The organism is Bailinhaonella thermotolerans (genome assembly GCF_003594875.1).
Lineage (GTDB): Bacteria > Actinomycetota > Actinomycetes > Streptosporangiales > Streptosporangiaceae > Bailinhaonella > Bailinhaonella thermotolerans.
Genome location: NZ_QZEY01000027.1, coordinates 68,778 through 84,848 on the forward strand (window position 1 = coordinate 68,778; position 16,071 = coordinate 84,848).

The 16,071-nt window shown below is 72.9% G+C and carries 16 protein-coding genes; 12 read left to right on the forward strand and 4 right to left on the reverse strand.

Features of this window, described 5'->3' with window-relative positions:
* Positions 1-10: 10 nt before the first annotated feature.
* The 5 genes from D5H75_RS38560 (at position 11) to D5H75_RS38580 (ending at position 6,863) form a co-directional block, all read left to right on the forward strand.
* Positions 11-304, forward strand: a complete 294-nt coding sequence (locus D5H75_RS38560) for a hypothetical protein (RefSeq protein WP_119931576.1) — start codon at positions 11-13, stop codon at positions 302-304.
* Between the two features lie 21 nt (positions 305-325).
* Positions 326-577 carry a hypothetical protein gene (locus D5H75_RS38565; RefSeq protein WP_202638936.1) on the forward strand — a complete coding sequence of 84 codons (252 nt, stop codon included), beginning with the start codon at positions 326-328 and terminating at the stop codon, positions 575-577.
* 1,380 nt (positions 578-1,957) lie between these two features.
* Positions 1,958-2,938, forward strand: a complete 981-nt coding sequence (locus tag D5H75_RS38570; RefSeq protein WP_242454759.1) for a TROVE domain-containing protein — start codon at positions 1,958-1,960, stop codon at positions 2,936-2,938.
* Between the two features lie 259 nt (positions 2,939-3,197).
* Complete coding sequence (locus D5H75_RS38575) at positions 3,198-6,020, forward strand: fibronectin type III domain-containing protein (protein ID WP_119931577.1); 2,823 nt, start codon at positions 3,198-3,200, stop codon at positions 6,018-6,020.
* Positions 6,021-6,050: 30 nt separating this feature from the next.
* The gene (locus D5H75_RS38580) at positions 6,051-6,863 is read left to right on the forward strand and encodes an NYN domain-containing protein (protein WP_202638937.1); all 813 of its coding nucleotides are present in this window, start codon (positions 6,051-6,053) and stop codon (positions 6,861-6,863) included.
* On the opposite strand, the gene D5H75_RS41080 is transcribed toward D5H75_RS38580, so the two are convergent.
* Positions 6,809-7,084 carry a hypothetical protein gene (locus D5H75_RS41080; RefSeq protein WP_147425438.1) on the reverse strand — a complete coding sequence of 92 codons (276 nt, stop codon included), beginning with the start codon at positions 7,082-7,084 and terminating at the stop codon, positions 6,809-6,811. The two genes, D5H75_RS38580 and D5H75_RS41080, sit on opposite strands and share 55 nt — an antisense overlap.
* A 485-nt stretch (positions 7,085-7,569) precedes the next feature.
* Between D5H75_RS41080 and D5H75_RS38585 the strand changes: the two genes are divergently transcribed.
* The 7 genes from D5H75_RS38585 to D5H75_RS38610 all read left to right on the forward strand — a co-directional run bounded on the left by D5H75_RS38585 (position 7,570) and on the right by D5H75_RS38610 (position 13,524).
* Complete coding sequence (locus tag D5H75_RS38585) at positions 7,570-8,073, forward strand: hypothetical protein (RefSeq protein ID WP_119931579.1); 504 nt, start codon at positions 7,570-7,572, stop codon at positions 8,071-8,073.
* Positions 8,070-8,240 (forward strand): hypothetical protein, encoded by a 171-nt coding sequence (locus tag D5H75_RS42430; RefSeq protein ID WP_202638938.1) that lies wholly within the window; start codon positions 8,070-8,072, stop codon positions 8,238-8,240. Before D5H75_RS38585 ends, D5H75_RS42430 begins: the two co-directional genes overlap by 4 nt.
* Complete coding sequence (locus D5H75_RS38590) at positions 8,230-11,304, forward strand: phage tail protein (protein WP_119931580.1); 3,075 nt, start codon at positions 8,230-8,232, stop codon at positions 11,302-11,304. Before D5H75_RS42430 ends, D5H75_RS38590 begins: the two co-directional genes overlap by 11 nt.
* A gap of 62 nt (positions 11,305-11,366) precedes the next feature.
* Positions 11,367-11,942 (forward strand): hypothetical protein, encoded by a 576-nt coding sequence (locus D5H75_RS38595; protein ID WP_147425439.1) that lies wholly within the window; start codon positions 11,367-11,369, stop codon positions 11,940-11,942.
* Complete coding sequence (locus tag D5H75_RS38600; RefSeq protein ID WP_119931582.1) at positions 11,939-12,313, forward strand: hypothetical protein; 375 nt, start codon at positions 11,939-11,941, stop codon at positions 12,311-12,313. Before D5H75_RS38595 ends, D5H75_RS38600 begins: the two co-directional genes overlap by 4 nt.
* A gap of 91 nt (positions 12,314-12,404) precedes the next feature.
* Complete coding sequence (locus tag D5H75_RS38605) at positions 12,405-13,232, forward strand: peptidoglycan recognition protein family protein (RefSeq protein ID WP_242454760.1); 828 nt, start codon at positions 12,405-12,407, stop codon at positions 13,230-13,232.
* A gap of 43 nt (positions 13,233-13,275) precedes the next feature.
* A complete protein-coding gene (locus D5H75_RS38610) occupies positions 13,276-13,524 on the forward strand; it encodes a hypothetical protein (protein ID WP_119931583.1) in 249 nt (82 codons plus the stop codon).
* Positions 13,525-13,716: 192 nt separating this feature from the next.
* On the opposite strand, the gene D5H75_RS38615 is transcribed toward D5H75_RS38610, so the two are convergent.
* The 3 genes from D5H75_RS38615 to D5H75_RS38625 form a co-directional block, all read right to left on the reverse strand.
* A complete protein-coding gene (locus D5H75_RS38615) occupies positions 13,717-14,304 on the reverse strand; it encodes a hypothetical protein (protein WP_119931584.1) in 588 nt (195 codons plus the stop codon).
* A gap of 70 nt (positions 14,305-14,374) precedes the next feature.
* Complete coding sequence (locus D5H75_RS38620; protein WP_119931585.1) at positions 14,375-14,833, reverse strand: hypothetical protein; 459 nt, start codon at positions 14,831-14,833, stop codon at positions 14,375-14,377.
* Positions 14,834-15,044: 211 nt separating this feature from the next.
* Positions 15,045-15,860 (reverse strand): SAM-dependent methyltransferase, encoded by an 816-nt coding sequence (locus D5H75_RS38625; RefSeq protein WP_119931586.1) that lies wholly within the window; start codon positions 15,858-15,860, stop codon positions 15,045-15,047.
* Positions 15,861-16,071: the final 211 nt, after the last annotated feature.

Genomic DNA, 16,071 nt, shown 5'->3' on the forward strand with positions numbered 1-16,071 from the left:
GGGAGGCCCGGTGGAGCCGATCAGCTCGCTCTCACGCGAGTACCTGTACTTCGTCATCCAGGGCGCGGCCGGCTTCGAGCCGGTGGAGGTGGCCTTCACCGCCCCCGGCGTCGAGCCGACGAGCGGCCAGTGGCAGGCCGCCTCCTGGACCTCGCCGTCGGCCGACGGCCTGCCGCGCGCCCGGATCCTGGTCGGCCCCGGATCGCCGGTGGTGCTCACCGACGGCACCTACCAGGCGTGGGTCCGCATCACCGGCACCGTCGAGCAGCCGGTCCTGCCCTGCGGCCTGATCCCCGTCACCTGACCTTTTGAGCTGGGAGAAATCGTGAACAAGGCCCCTGCGGTCGGCTCCATCGTGCACTACACCTCCTACGGCACGCCCGGCGGGGAGTACACGCGCACCTGCCGCGCGGCGATCGTCACCGAGGTCGGCCAGGACGGCTGGACCCTCGGCCTGGCCGTCTTCAACCCGACCGGCACGCACTACGCCCGCGGGGTCGGCCGCTCGGACCAACTGCCGGCCTCCGACGCGCATCCGGGCGGCAGCTGGCACTGGCCCGAGCGGGTCCTGGGTTAGCCCCACCGCTGCCGCACGCGTGCGCGCGTGCGTGTCCTGCCCCGCCGGAGGACCCTCGGCCGCCCCGCTCGTCGGCGGCGGGTCCTCCTCACCTGAGATGAGGTGTGATGCCGCTCCCCACGACGGACCAGGAGTGGCCGCCGCCGCACACCCGCCCTGAGCAGCGGCTGTACGCGCAGTGGGGGGCCTGGTACAGCGGCGACCCGGACCGGCTGGGCCAGGTGTACGGCGCGGGCGCGGTGCCGGGGCTGGGACTGGACCTCAAGGGATACGACCGCCCGCTGCAATATGCCGGTGGCGTCGTGGGCCGGGTCGCCCGCTGGTTCTGGGGCGCCCCGACCCCGGCCGGACAGAGCAGGAGCACCAAACTCCATGTGCCCATCGCCTCCGACATCGCCGCCACTTCCGCCGACTTGTTGTTCTCGGAGCCGCCGACCCTGCGCGTACCGGGCACCAAGGCGCAGCGGCGCCTGGACCAGGTGCTGGCCGAGGGCGGGGTCTACGGCGTGCTGCTGGAGGCCGCGGAACTGGCGGCCGCCTACGGAGGGGCGTACTTAAGGGCCGGCTGGGACACCACCATGCACGACTTCCCGGTGCTCGACGTGCTCCCGGCCGATGCGGGGATCCCAGAGTTCGTCTGCGGCCGGTTGTACGCGGTGACGTTCTGGCGGGTCCTGAGTGAAGATCACCGCCAGGTGTGGCGGCATTTGGAACGGCACGAGCTCGGCCGGGTGTTCCACGGCCTCTACCTCGGCGACCCGGATCGGCTGGGTTACCAGGTGCCACTGGAGGACCACCCCGAGACCGCGGGGTTCGCGGCGATGGTGGACAGCGACGGGGGCTTCGACAGCGGCTTCTCCAAGGGCCTGCTGGTGTCCTACATCCCCAACATGCGCCCCCACAGGACGTTGCGCGGGACCAGCCTGGGGCGCAGCGACTACGCGGGCGTCGAGATGCTGATGGACGCTCTGGACGAGACCTACACCAGCTGGCTACGGGACCTGCGGCTGGCCAAGGCGAGGATCATCGTCCCGGAGGTCTTCCTCGCCAACACCGGCCGGGGCCGGGGCAGCTGGTGGGACCCCGATCGCGAGATCTACAGCGGCCTGGGGATGCTCCCGGCGCCGGACGGCAGCGCCGGGAACATGATCACGCTGTCGCAGTTCGCGATCCGGGTGACCGAGCATCTGGAGACCGCGCGCAGCCTGACCGCGCAGATCCTGCGCGGCGCCGGCTACAGCGTGCAGTCCTTCGGGGAGGCCGGGCAGGAGGGGGCGGCCGCCCGCCGATCTGCTCGACCGGCTCTCGGCCGAGCAGCGGGAGGCCCTGACGCCGCAGGAGATCGAGGTCCTGCCGTGGATCTGGTCCTGGCGGCAGGGCGTGCTGCACGAGCACGCCCTCGACCGCCGCCATGGCCGCGACACGCTGCCCGAGGAGCTGGAGATGGTGCGCCGTCGCGCCGAGCTCACCGCGCTGCCCGTGGAGCAGCGCCGCGCCGTCCTGCTCGCGCCCGGCGGCGCCCGGCGGCTCGCCGAGGCGGGCATGACGTGGGAGACCCTCGCCGGGTGGCTGCACGGGCCGATGGACGCGGCCGCGTGGGCGGCCATCATCCCTTCCATGGGCTACATGGCGCGGCTGCGGAACCTGCGCAACTTCGACGAGGCGGACGTGCCGGACGAGGTCATCGCCCCGGTGCTCGCGCAGCTGGCCGACCCCGAGCAGGTGCGCCGGTCCCGGCAGCTGCCGTTCCGCTTCTACAGCGCCTACAAGTCCGCGCCCAGCCTGCGCTGGGGACACGCCCTGGAACAGGCGCTGGGGCACGCGGTGGGCAACATCCCCGCCCTCGGGGGCCGCACGCTCGTCCTGGTGGACACCTCGGCCTCCATGCAGGCGCCGCTGTCCGGCCGCTCATCGGTCTCCCGGGTGGAGGTGGGGGCGCTGTTCGGCGTCGCGTTTGCCGCACGCACACGCGCGTGCGACCTGGTGGGCTTCGCCAACGGCGTCTTCACGCACCACCTGCGGCCGGCCGCGTCGGTACTGAAGCAGACGCAGGCGTTCACCGAGCGAATCGGCGAAGTCGGGCACGGCACCGACATCCCCGGCGCGGTGCGCGCCGCCTACGCCGGGCACGAGCGCGTGGTCATCGTCTCGGACATGCAGACGATCGGCTCACCGGGCCGGGGCGTGTCGGACCTGGTGCCCGCGCACGTGCCGATCTACGGGTTCAACCTGGCCGGATACGCCGCCGGGGCGATGCCGACGGGGTCGGCCAACCGGCACGAGTTCGGCGGTCTGTCCGACGCGACCTGGCAGATGATGGCGCTCCTGGAGTCGGGGCGCAACGCCGACTGGCCGTTCTGATCACAGCCGCCGCCGGGCCTCCGCTGCGGGGGCCCGGCGGCGCGGTCAGATCGAGAGCGGGTCAGATCGATGAGTTGAAAGTGATCCCCGACTCGGGGGCGTCCCCGAGGGCGACCTGGCCGATCACCTCGTCCAGAGGCGTCTCCGTCACATCGGCCACGATCGTCGTCACGTCGTCCATCCGCTCACCCCAGCACCACCGGCCCCGCGCGGTCAAGACGACCCGCGGGGTTTCGCATGCGCCGAAGGGGGGCGGCGTGTGCTTGTCCGGCTGGCCGTCTACGCCCCCAACGGCGCCCGTCAGGGGGTGCTGGCGCACCCGCTGACGCTGGAGGCGGCCCACCCCCTGGGCGATGTGCCGTCCTTGCGCATCTCCTACTCCGCGCACGGACCCGGCGCCGAGCTGCTGGACGAGCCGTGTGAGATCGCGCTGGAGTACTCCGCCGACGGCGGGGTGAGCTGGGCCGAGCCGTACGACGGCCGCTTCGTGCGGATCCGCCGCCGCGCCGATGCCGCTGACCGCAGCGGGGCCCGCGCCGCCGAGCTGCCCGGCTACGCCTGGATGCTCCGCAAGGTCATCCTTTATCCCGGCAGCGCGCCGCTGGTCAGCGGCAAACGAGCGTTCCTCTCGGCCACCCCGGGCGCGATCATGGCGACCGTCCTGGCCGAAGGGCAGTTCCGGGGCGCCCTGCCCGGCTTGGCCTACGACTTCACCCCGGCCCACGACTCGGCCGGGGCCGCCTGGCCGCAGATCCTGACCATCTACTACCAACCCGGGATCGACGCCCTCACCGCGCTGATCAACATGTCCGAGCAGGGGCTGATCGACTGGCGCATGTCCGGCCGGACCTTGCAGCTGTACGCGGCCGACACCACGCTCGGCCGCGACCTGGCCGCCGGGGACGGCCCGGTGGACCTGCGGCTGGGCCGCGACGTGCTCGCCGCCCCTGATGAGGCCACCCTCGAAGACGCCGCCAGCGCGGTGCTCGTGCTCGGCGAGGGCGCGTTCGTCCACCAGCAGACCAGCCCCACGCCGGGGCCGTGGGGCCGCTGGGAACAGTACGTGGCCGCGGGCGGGGTCTCCGACGTCGGCACCGCGACGCTGCTGGCCACCTCGGCGCTGACCCGCGCCGACGGTGAGCGCGTCCAGCGCACCCGGCAGATCACCACGCGCACGGCGCGATGGCTGCCCTACCGCGACTACCGCCCCGGCGACTACGTGCTCGCCCCCGGCGAAGCCGGCCACGCCACGCCGCTGCGGATCCGCCAGATCACCCTGTGGCGCGACGCCGCCGGGGTCGTGGGCGGGGCGCTGACCCTCAACGACCGCTTCCTGGAGCACCAGATCCGGCTGGCCCGCCGTACGGCGGGCATCGTGGGCGGTTCCACGATCGACGGCGGCACCGGGGCGCGGCCGGCCCCCGAGGCGCCCGAGCCGCGCACGCCCGCCGCCCCCACCGGGCTGACCGTGGGCGCGGTGGCCTACATCGACGCCGGAGGCTTCCCGGCCGGGCAGATCACCGCGAGCTGGTCGCCCGTCACCGCCGACGCCGGCGGGGTCGCGCTGACCGTGGGCGGCTACGAGCTGTGGTGGGCGCTCAACGCCACCGGTGCCCCGTGGACGCTGCTGACCTCCACCACCGCCCCCGACACCACGGCGACGTACTCGCCGCTGACCGTGGGAGAGTCCTACCAGTTCAAGGTCCGCGCGATCAATCTCGGCAAGGCCGGGGGCTTCTCCCCGCCACAGGCCGTGACGATCCCCGACGACACCACGCCGCCACCCGTCCCGTCCGCGCCGGTGCTGTCCACCCGGCTCGGCGTCATCCACGTCGAGTGGGACGGCCTGGGCGCGGGAGCCGTACCGATGCCGGCCGACCTGCACCGGGTGCGGGTGTGGATGCAGGACCCGCTCGCGCCGGGCTACGCCGAGGTCGGGTCCCTGACGTCGGCCGGGTCCATCGTGGTGCCCGACCAGCCGTACGGCGCGAGCCGCCAGTTCCGCCTGACCGCCATCGACCGCAGCAACAACGAGTCCGCGGCCTCGGCCACCGCGACGATCGCCACCCAGGCCGTGGTCAACACCGATGTGATCGGCGAGGTGCTGGACGCGGCCAAGCTGATCGACGGCACCCTGGTGGCCAGCGACAAGGTCGTCGCGGCCTCGATCACCGGTGGGCTGATCCAGTCCCTGGCGATCAACACCGGGCACCTGGCCGCGAACGCGGTGACCGCCGCCAAGATCGCCGCCGGGCAGATCCAGACCAGCCACCTGCAGGCCAACGCCGTCACCGCCGACAAGCTCCAGGCGGTGCTCACCCTGTCCACCCGGATCGTCGCCGGGAACCCGACCGGCGCCCGAGTCGAGCTGAGCACCACCGGCCTGGAGGCCTACAACGCCTCCAGCGTCCAGACCCTGTCCATCTCCGCGACCACCGGCGCGGTGTCGATCATCGGGCAGTTGTCGTCCGGCACCACCGGCACCCGCGTCGTCATCAACCCCGCGGGCGCGGCCACCCCCGAGATCCGCTTCTACCCCTCGGCCGGGACCAACTTCAGCCGTATCTACTCCGACGCCAGCCTGTTCGCCGGCGAGGCCACGCTGATCCAGCGCTCGGGCACCAACGCGGGTTCCACGGCCGAGACGCTGGTGCAGCACGCGGCCGGCTCCTGGGACGTGTGGGTCCGGCACCCGGGGACGCTGGCGTTCAACGGCGGCCGTCTCAGCGCCGAGCAATCCCAGGCGATGATCGGCTACCAGACCGCCTCGCTCGTCCAGCGCCTGACGTTCCTGCCGAGCAGTACGCGGCACTCGGGCACCTGGTCCACCGCCGGCTCCGACGCCGGGCTGCTGATGTACTCGATGCCGTTCAACGGCGGCATCGGTTGGACGCTGTCCTGGCACGCGACCATGGCCTCGGTGCCGCTGGTCGTCTGGACCGCCGACACCCTGGCCTCCCCGCCGTCCCACATCACGGTCGGCACCTGCGTCACCAACCGCTCCACGACCGGCGTGCTGCTGCTGACCACCTCGACCGTGGCCATCTCGATCCAGGCGATGGCCTGGGCCTGGCGCATGTGAGCGCCAGGCCGCACCACTATGCTCGGGACGGTGCGGATCGGCGTGGTCTACGACGGCGGCTGGTGGGCCCACGTGTCCGATTACTACGCCCACGTGCACCCGGCGCGGGGGCGCATCTCCTTCCAGGGCTTGCACGACCTGCTCCGCTGGCATCTCGGGCACCGGGACGCTGAGGTGGAGGCGCACTACGTCCGCGCCCGCTCGGCTCCCTCCCGCGCCTTCGACGCGATCCTGGACACCGCGGGCGTACGCCGTCATGACGCGGACTGGGCGGGCGGTCAGGAGAAGGGCGCCGACGTCCTGCTCGCCCTGGTCGCCTACGAGCACGCACTGCGACGGCGGTGGGACGTGGCGGTCCTGCTGACCGGCGACGCCGACTTCCTGCCCCTGGTCGGGCGGCTGCGGCGCGCGCGGGTCCGCGTGGTCGTGCCCAGCCTCGATGTCGATGCCGGCGCGATACGGCTGCACACCGCCAGCGCGCTGCGCGAGGCCGCCTCCGACGCGCCTGACCTTGAGGATCTACTCGCCGCCGGCACGGCGGGGCGGCACGGCGGCCTTCCCCCGTTCGTCCGCCGGGAGGCCGGGGCCACGCCGCCCGCGTCCGGCGATCGTCGTACCGGCCAGATCACCCGCTGGCAGGCTGGGGACACGGCCGGCTTTCTCACCGAGGAGAAGACGGGCCAGTCGTGGTTCGTCTCCCGTGACGACCTGCCCGCCGACAAGCCCGCCCTGCCGGTGGGCACCCGGGTCAGCTTCACCGGGCGCCCTCACCCGGCGCCGGGCAAGCGCTACCCGCAGGCCCGCTCAGTCACCCCGATCGAGCGAGGCGGCACAGGAGCGTAGGGATCGGCGCGGTGGCTGTCGCAGTACCGGACGAGCATCCGGCCGTGCTCCAGGACGCCGTCCGTGAGACTCACGATCCTGCCCATGGTGATCCACTCGCAGTCGCCGCACAGGAACGCGGGCGCGAGCTGGTCGCCGCAGCCGGAGCACAGCGCCGCCACGACGGCTCCAGTGACGGACGCGACCGGCTCCAGGTCCATGTGTCCGCAGGGGGCCGTCATGGGCTCAGCGTAGTCCCGTACGGCGCTCACTCCGCGGGGAAGGTCGTGATCCGTGCTGACACCAAGCCCGAGTCCTCGGCCGCGTCCTGTCGCCATCGGGCGCAGCACGGCGCACAGAGTGGGAGCCGGCTTCCTGGGATCCCGTCGTGATCTGGGAGCGTCCAGAGGTACTCGGCGCGCGGCGGGATCCCCGAGCTTGGGTGCGCCGCGCACCGCCCGCGCCTGCGGAACTGCTCGTTGGCGGCTGATTCCCCAGGTCAGCGCCTGCTTGGCGGCTGATGGCGCGTTGGTTATCCGCTGCTCGTTTGGGGCTCATGACGCGTTTCTTACCGGCACCCCTGGTTAACGGCGCCCCTCGTTCTACCTCCTGACGTCCTCCGTCACCTGCGCGCGTAGCCAGTCGGAGATCGGGATCGAACCGTCGGGGGCGGGGTCGTCCGCGCTCATCCCCGTGATCCTACGGACCTCGGCGGGGGGTGGGCCAGTTGGAGGTCTGGGAGGTCACCGGCGTCGAGGCCATCGACGATGCGCGAGCCTCGATGCCGTTCTGGGTGATCGTCTACCACGTCCCCGAGTCGGTGATGCCCGGCGGCCACCTGGACTGTTTCGTTCCGAAAGAGGCGGTGGACAACCGGGCCGTCGAGTACGGCCTGACCGACCTGGACCAGGTGCTGCGGATCATCATCTGGGAGCCGGTGCTGCGCCACTACCAGCAGCGGGCCGGTCTCGCGCCGCCCACGCCCGCGCTGAGCGACGCCGCCGCCGCGCGCGCGGCTTTCGACGCCCAGGTCGCCGCCGTGACCGATACCTACGCCACCGTCACCGTCGCCGGCGCGAGCCGTACGGCTGGCGCCGGCCGTACGGGCGCACGTCGTACGGCTGACGCCCTGCAGCCCATCCGGGACGCCACGGTGCTCGATCCCATCCTGCTCGCCGCGCGCCGCCTGGACTTCGACCGGCAGCGCCTCGCCCGAAGGGAGGGCCGGTGAGCGACGACCTGAGCGTGTCGCTAGAGGCGATCATCGCCGAGCTGCGCCGCCGCCACGCGGCCGCGATGGAGGCCCTGGTGTACGAGGTCGCGGTGCTGGGGGCTGCGGTGGCGCAGCTGCAGGCCGAGCTCGCCGAGGCCCGCCGGGACGGCGGCGATGCCTCCTGAGCTGATCCGCGCCGGCTCGGCTCCGCCGTTCGGCATGCGGCTCGTCGCGTACGCCCCCAACGGCGCCCGTCAGGGGGTGCTGGCGCACCCCACCAAGATCGAGGCGGCCTTCCCGCTCAACGACGTCTCCAGCCTGTCCTTCAGCTACCCAGCGCACGCCCCCGGCGCGGAGGTGCTGGCCGCGCCGTGCGAGGTGGGCCTGGAGTACGCCGTGGCCGGCGGCGCCTGGATCGAGCCGCCCGGCGGCCGGTTCCTGCTGATCCGACGCCAGGCCGACCATGCCGACCCGGCGGGGGAGCAGCGCTACAGCTGCCCCGGCTATGCCTGGATGCTGCGCAAGAACGTCCTGTACGGCGGGCCGTCGCTGGTCGAGGGGAAGCGGGCGTTCTCCGCCGTGCCGGCCGGCGCGATCGTGCGGACGATCACGACCGAGGGGCAGTCGCGCGGCGCACTGCCCGGGCTGAGCACCGACTTCACCGCCTCGGCCGACTCGGCCGGGCAGCCGTGGGGGCAGCTGCTGACGCTGGCCGTCGAGCCGGGCACGCCGCTGCTCACCCTGCTGCTCAACCTGAGCGAGCAGGGGCTGATCGACTGGCGCATGTCCGGCCGGATTCTGCAGGCCTACAAGCCGGACACGGTCATGGCGGCCGACAAGGCCAGCGGGGCGGCCGTGGTGGATCTGCGGCTGGGCCGGGACATCACCGAGGCCCCCGTCGAGAGCACCCTGGAAGACCTGGCCAGTGCCGTCCTGGTGACCGGAGAGGCCGGGCTGCGCCTGGAGGTCACCAACCCCGCCGCGGCGACCCCCTGGGGACGGTGGGAGACCGCCCAGTCGCAGGGCGGGGTGTCCGACACCGGAACCGCGAGGCTGCTGGGGCAGACCGCGCTGGGCCGGGTGGCGGCCGCGCGCACCCAGCTGACCCGGGCGCTGACGCCGTACGGCGCGCGCTGGCTCCCGCTCGCCGACTACGCCCCGGGGGACTTCGTCCTCGCCCCCGGCCCGGACGCCAGCCTGCAGCGGGTGCGGGTGCGGCAGATCACCGTCTCGGCCGACGAGGACGGCGTCATCGGCGGCAACGCGCTGCTCGGCGACCGCTTCCTGGAGCGGGACATCAAGCTCGCCCGGCAGGCCCAGCGCATCATCGCCGGCGGCACCGGTACCGGCGGGTCCGGCGGGCAGCCCGCGCCCGAGGGGCCCGCCCGGGTTCCGGCCGCCCCGGCCGGGCTGGTCATCGACCCGCAGGCGTACCTGGACGAGCACGGCTACGCGCGCGGGCAGATCACCGCCACCTGGTCGGCGGTCACCGCCGACGTCACCGGCACGGCGCTCGACATCGACGGGTATGAGCTGTGGTCGCGGATCAACGTAGCCGGTCAGGTGTGGCTGCGGATCGCCGCGATCGACGGCGGCGACACCACGGCGACCTACTCGCCGCTGGTGGTGGGGGAGACCTACGCGTTCAAGGTCCGCGCGACCAGCCGGGGCACGCCGGGCCAGTTCAGCGCCCAGGTCGTGACGGTGATCCCGGACGATGCCACGCCGCCGCCGGTCCCGAGCACCCCGCAGCTGTCCACCCGGCTCGGCGTCATCCACGTGGCCTGGGACGGGCTGGCCGCCGGGGGCACGCCGATGCCGGCCGACTTCGAGCGACTCCTGGTCCAGATGCAGGACCCGCTGGCGCCCGGCTGGGCGCAGGTGGGCGACCTGCAGACCAAGGGCTCGCTCGTGATCCCCGGGCAGCCGTACCACGCGCCGCGCGAGATCCGCTTCGTGGCGGTGGACCGTTCGGGCAACGCCTCGGCGCCCTCGGCCGCCGCGACCGTCTCGACGCAGCCGCTGGTCAACGCCGACATCATCGGGCAGATCATCGCCGGGGCGAACATCGCCCCCGAGTCGATCACCGGCGGCCACATCCTGGCCGGCGCGGTCGGCGGGGCGCATCTGGCTCCCGCCTCGATCACCGGAAACAAGATCGTCGCGGGGACCATCACCGGAGGGCTGATCGCGGCGCTGGCGATCGCCGCCGACAAGATCGCCGCGAACGCCATCACGGCCGACAAGATCGACGTCGGCGCGGTGCGGGCCAGTCACATCCAAAGCGACGCGGTCACCGCCGACAAGATCGCCGCGAACGCGATCACCACCGGCAAGATCGCGGCAGATGCGGTCACCGCCGCCAAGATCGCGGCGGGAACGATCACGGCCAGCCATGTCGGCGCCGACCAGATCACGGCCACTCACCTGGCCGCTAACGCCGTTCAGGCCGCCAGTATCACAGCCGGCGCGGTGACCGCCGCCAAGATCGCCGCCGGAGCGGTGAACGCGGACAAGCTCGCCGCCACCATCACCTTGTCGAGCCGGATCGTGGCCGGGTCCCCCTCCGGGGCGCGGGTGGAGTTGTCCGACTCCGGACTGGAGGCGGTCAACAGCTCCGGGCAGAACACCGTCACCATCACCACCGGCGGACAGGTGGACATCGTCGGCCGGATCACCTCCTCCACCTCCACCTCCGGCAAACGCCTGGTCGTCAACCCCCTCATCGGGGCCGATCCCGAGATCCGGATGTATGAGACGGCCTCCAGCTACCACTACTGGACCAGCTACGTCACCGGAGCCGGCATGCAGTTCGGTTCGACCACGATCTCCTCCCGCAAGGCCGTGCTCGACATGTCGGCCGGCGGCTTCGCCATGTACAGCGCCCTCAACGACCAGGTCAACGGCGGCAACATCTCGGGCACCTCCTCCTCGGCGCGGCTGGACTCCACCGGCGGGGCCACCGTGGAGACCAGCGGGGCCTGGTTGCGGCTCCGCGGTCGTTTCCAGGTCTCCGACGCCAACACCGCGGTGGTGGGCTTCGCCTTGTCGCTGGGCGCGGGGATCGGCTGGAGCATCACCTTCGGCGTCAATCTGGCGGGCACCCCGGCGGTGCAGTTCACCGCCGACACCAGCACCGACATCTTCGGCAGCTTCACCCGCAACCGGACCAACACCGGGGTCGAGGTCCGCATCGCCTCCAACGTCAATGCCGCCATCTTCGCCAACATCTGGGCCTACCGCGTGTGAGTGCGCACCCGCCAGCCGAGCAGGAGGGAGGGTGCGTGGCCGTCCACTGGAACATCGTGAGCGTGACCGCACGCACGGACGCGGCCGAGCAGCCGTGGTGGGAGGTCGTCTGTGAGGTGCCGCCCGAGATCATGGCGGGGGGACTGCTGCCCTGCCTGTTCCCCGCGATCGCGATCGAAGGATACGCCGGCCAGCTTGGGCTGACCGATGTCTCGGTGCTCGTGGACGTGCTGGTCCACATGCCGATGCTGCGCGTGCACCAGGCGGCCGGTGAGCTCCCGCTGGTGTTCCCGACCCGGGTCAGCGAAGAGGCGGCGCGCGAGGCGCTGCTCGGCCTGGTGGCTCAGGTGAAGTCGCTGCACGACGGCGGCGTCGTGCAGCATGCTTCGGCGCTGCGCGACCCGGACGCGCCGAGCGATCTTCTGGCCCCGATCCGCCAGACCGTCCTGGTCCTGGACCACGTCGCCGATCGGCAGTTCCTCTCCGACCTGGAACGGCTGGAACACGGTGTCGTCCAAGAGCGCATCAGCTACGTCAACGGCGTCACGCCCGACTCCTACGGCGCCGCGCTGCGAGCGCTCCACGGCACCGCGCCGCTGGCCGCACCGGGGTCAGGACGAGCACGGGCGCAGCCGTGACCGGCCCGGAGCTGCTGCAGCTGTTCGCGGCCGCCGCCACGGTGGCCGGCGGCCTGGCCCTGCTGGTGCTGCTCGGCCGGATGGTGGTGTGGGCGTGGCGCTTCCTGCGCCGGGTCGGCCACTTCCTCGACGACTGGCAGGGCGAGCAGCCCAGGCCGGGGGTGCCGGCCCGGCCGGGCATCCCCGAGCGGCTCGCGTCGGTGGAGGCGCGGATGGCGGGGGTGGAGGCGCGGATGGCCGCGCTGGAGGTCGAGCTCAGCCATGACGGCGGCGCCACGCTGCGGGACGCGGTGGGCCGAGTGGAGGACGGCGTGGCGCGGGTGGAGGACGGGCTGCGCGCGCACATCGACCAGCACCGGGAGGAGCCGTGAGCGGCGAGCACGACCCACGCGCCCGGGCGGCGGTGTGGTGGCTGCTGGGGCTGTGGGTGCTGGTGGAGCTGGCAATGATCGGCTGGGCCGTGTGGCGGTCCTGACGCTGGGGGGACGCATGGTCAAGATCGTCACGCGGGAACAGTGGCAGGCGGCGCGGCCCGCGCGCACTCCCACGCGCATCACCCGCACCAAAGGGGTCAAGATCCACTACACCGGGTCCTACGTCAACCCCAAGATCGTCACCGATCACGGGATCTGCCTGAAGCTCACCCGCGACATCCAGCGCATGCACATGGCGGGCGGGCGCGGAGAGAAGTACATCGACATCGGCTACAACCTGCTGGCCTGCCCCCACCGCTATGTGATCATGGGGCGGGGGCTCGGGGTGATCCCGGCCGCCAACGGCGCCGGGCTCAACGACGACCACTACGCCATCTGCGCGCTGGTCGGCTCCTCCGGCGCGGTCGCCCCCTCCGACGAGCTGCTGCACGCCCTGTGCGACGGGATCGAGCTGCTGCGAACCAAGGCCGGAGCCGGCCGCGAGGTCAAGGGTCACCGCGACGGGTACGCCACCAGCTGCCCCGGCGGCCCCCTGTACGCCTGGGTCCGGCGGGGCGCGCCGCGGCCGGGCGCGCCGGCCGGCAAGACGCCCAAGCCGGTGCCCATGCCCGACGGGGTGCCGTCCTTCGTGCGCACGCTGCGGCTGGTCCGGCCGTACCTGCGCGGGCCGGACGTGCGGATGTGGCAGGAGCGGCTGGTCCGGCGCGGCTGGCGCCTGGACGTCGACGGCGTCTATGGCCCCCAGTCCGCCGGGGTGTGCGAGGCGTTCCAGTCCGCCGTGGGGCTGCTGGCCACCGGCGAGGTGGACGAGCTCACCTGGCGGACCACGTGGACGTGGCGGCCGCCCCAACGCTGATACCCGCACGCGCGGGCGCGTGCGCTCTTTTGCTGGAGGTCCTGTGGTCAGTTTCTCCGTACGCCAGCCGCTGCTGCTGCGCGGCGCCATCGCCCTGGCCATCATCGGCGTGGTGCGGATCGCGATCGCGCTCGGCCTCATCCCGCCGCAGTGGGATCTGGATGAGGCCCGCGTCGAGCAGGTCATCGACATGGTCATCGTGGGCTGGGCGTGGTTGTCGGCCCGGGCCAAGGTGACGCCGGTCGCCGATCCGCGCACCGACGACGGCCGGCCGCTGATGCCGCTGCGCTAGCTCGCGTCGCGTCGCCGAAATGTCCGAGCCGCCCTCTAGGGTGGCCTGGTATGGCGGTCCCGCACGGGGCCGAGGATCACAACGAGCACGGATATGTCGCCACGCCCGCCTGCCCCCGGTTTCCGGGGGCGGGCGGGCGTTGTCGTGTTGTCCGGCCCCCACCCCGGACGATCCGGGGCGGGGGCTCGTCGTTCAGCGGTCGGCGAGCAGCGGCTTGCCGTGGCTGGGGCCGGGTTCCGGCTCGCCCGGCTCCTCGCCTCCGCCGCCGCGTCGGCACCAGGGACACCAGGGCCGCAGCCGCTGGTGGATCTGGCTCACCAGGCCCAGCACGGCGATCGGCCCGACCAGCATGCCCAGCGCGATGCGCCCGCTGACCTCCACCGGCACCCCGGCGGCCCGCCCGCCGAATGCGACCGCCAGGCTGGCCGCCCACAGGGCCGTCAGGCCGGCGAGGAGCCGTCCCGAGCGGGGCAGGCGGTGCCAGGTGCGCAGGGCGTACCGGTTGCGGGCGATCTGGGCCTGGGTGTCCAGCGGCAGGGCCCGGGTGCACCAGTCGCAGTAGCGGCGGGCGTGCACCTGCTCGGCGCCGAGGCCGGCCACCATGCTGACCAGCATCGGCCAGGCCACCACTGCGTGCACGGGCACCCCGGCCAGGGCCAGGCACGCGACGACGCCGTACACGGCGAGGCCGCAGCGGCCGTACAGGTGACCGTAGCCGACGATGAGCGGGAGCAGGGCGGCGGGCAGTCGGGGATGCGGGCGGGGATGCGGGCGGGGCATGGGTCTCCGTTCCAAGGGGGGTCGTTAACGGGGTGTCGGTAAGACTGGTGGCACCAGATACACGCGATGGTTAACGCCGGGGCTGGTTGAGGTGGCGACGGCAGCCGGGGCAGCTGGGCGCGTGCCGCCGATGCGCGGTCCAGGCCGCAGGCAGCACCGCGAGCGGGAGCAGCGCGGCGCCGAACAGCCAGAGCCGGATGGCCCACGGCGGTTGCGGCAGGAGCACCTCGGCCGCGCTGATGAGCACCAGCGAGGCGACGAAGCCGGCCGGGATCAGCAGCACCCGCGCCAGCGTGGAGTCCGGCAGCAGGTGCCCCACCTCCAGGAGCAGCGGGTGCGGACGGGGCGAGTCGTCGGGCGGCAGGGGCGGGGCGGCGAGTTCGACCAGCCCGCTCAGGTACGCCATCGCCAGGGCCAGCTGGGGCAGCGCGCGGCTCAGCGCGAGCCCGGCCTCGTCCCACGCGAGGACCGCGATCACGGTGAGGACGGTCAGGCGGCGGCAGCCGCTGACCAGATGACAGATGTGCATGATGTCAGGCCAGTCCCCCAGGGGGACGGCCCGGCCGCGCCCAGCGCACACCAGTGTGCCCGCATCACCGCCGCGGCGGATAGGGATCGCGCGGATCCGGACGGCTTCGGAGGGGTTCGCACGGGTCCGGACGGGTCCGGACGGGTCCGGACGGATTCGCCCGCCGGCGGGCGCGCGTGCCGGCGGGCGGGAAGGGATCGGGCGGAGCCGGTTACCAGGGCTTGCGGGCGACCCCGCCCAAGATGCCGTGGTAACCGTCGGCCATCTGGGCGGTCTCGGTGCCGTCGGGACGCCATTCGGGCAGCGGCACCAGGCCGGGGTCCAGCAGCTCGAAGTCGCCGAAGTAGGCCATCAGCTCGTCCCGGGTGCGAAAGCGCACGCTGCCGACCTGCTCTTGGCCGATGCGCTCCATCTCCGACAACTTGGCGTGGACCTCGGGCATGTCAGGGCCGGGGGTGTGGAAGTTGGACATGGCCAGATAGCTGCCGGGGGCCAGCTCCGTGCGCAGGTAGGCGGCCACGTCATGCGGGCGTTCGTTGTCGTTGAAGTGGTGCAGGATGCCGAACATCAGCAGCGCCACCGGGCGGCGGAAGTCGATGAAGCCGGCCACGTCGGGGTGGTGCACGACCTCCTCAGGCCGGCGCACATCGGCGGTGACGATGCGCGTGCTGCCGTTGTCGGCCAGCAGCGCCCGGCCGTGGGCGAGCACGACGGGGTCGTAGTCGACGTAGACGACGCGGGCTTCGGGGGCGATCGCCTGGGCGACCTGGTGCACGTTCTGCTCGGTGGGCAGGCCCGAGCCGAGGTCGAAGAACTGGCGGATCCCTGACTGGGCCAGGTAACGGACGACGCGGCCGAGGAACTCCCGGTTGGCGCGCGCCATCTGGGGTGCGTCGGGCAGCACCTTGTTGCTCGCCTCGACGATGGCCCGGTCCACGGCGTAGTTGTTCTTGCCGTCGAGCCAGTAGTCATAGACGCGGGCGACGTTGGGGACCGTCGGGTTGACGCCGGGGGGGACCTTCTCCATTACGGCTCCGCACGGGGGTCGGGGGTCACGTTGTGCGGATCTTATGGCGGCCTGCGCCGCTTTCGCGGCGGTTTGCCGGGGCGTACGGCGCGTGTCGCCGACGTCGCGGGCGGCGGCCGTGGGGGAGGGTGGGGCGGGGGTGCGGGGTGGGCCGGATCGGTCTCGGCGTGTCGCGCGCGGCAGCGCGGTGAGCTGCGATGCAAAAAAAGTC

What these genes read in the sequence shown, in the direction of transcription:
- D5H75_RS41080 (WP_147425438.1), bottom strand. Translation starts at nt 7,084, where the DNA reads ATGACGGCCCCCTGCGGACACATGGACCTGGAGCCGGTCGCGTCCGTC.
- D5H75_RS38590 (WP_119931580.1), top strand. Translation starts at nt 8,230, where the DNA reads ATGCCTCCTGAGCTGATCCGCGCCGGCTCGGCTCCGCCGTTCGGCATG.
- D5H75_RS38615 (WP_119931584.1), bottom strand. Translation starts at nt 14,304, where the DNA reads ATGCCCCGCCCGCATCCCCGCCCGCATCCCCGACTGCCCGCCGCCCTG.
- D5H75_RS38620 (WP_119931585.1), bottom strand. Translation starts at nt 14,833, where the DNA reads ATGCACATCTGTCATCTGGTCAGCGGCTGCCGCCGCCTGACCGTCCTC.
- D5H75_RS38625 (WP_119931586.1), bottom strand. Translation starts at nt 15,860, where the DNA reads ATGGAGAAGGTCCCCCCCGGCGTCAACCCGACGGTCCCCAACGTCGCC.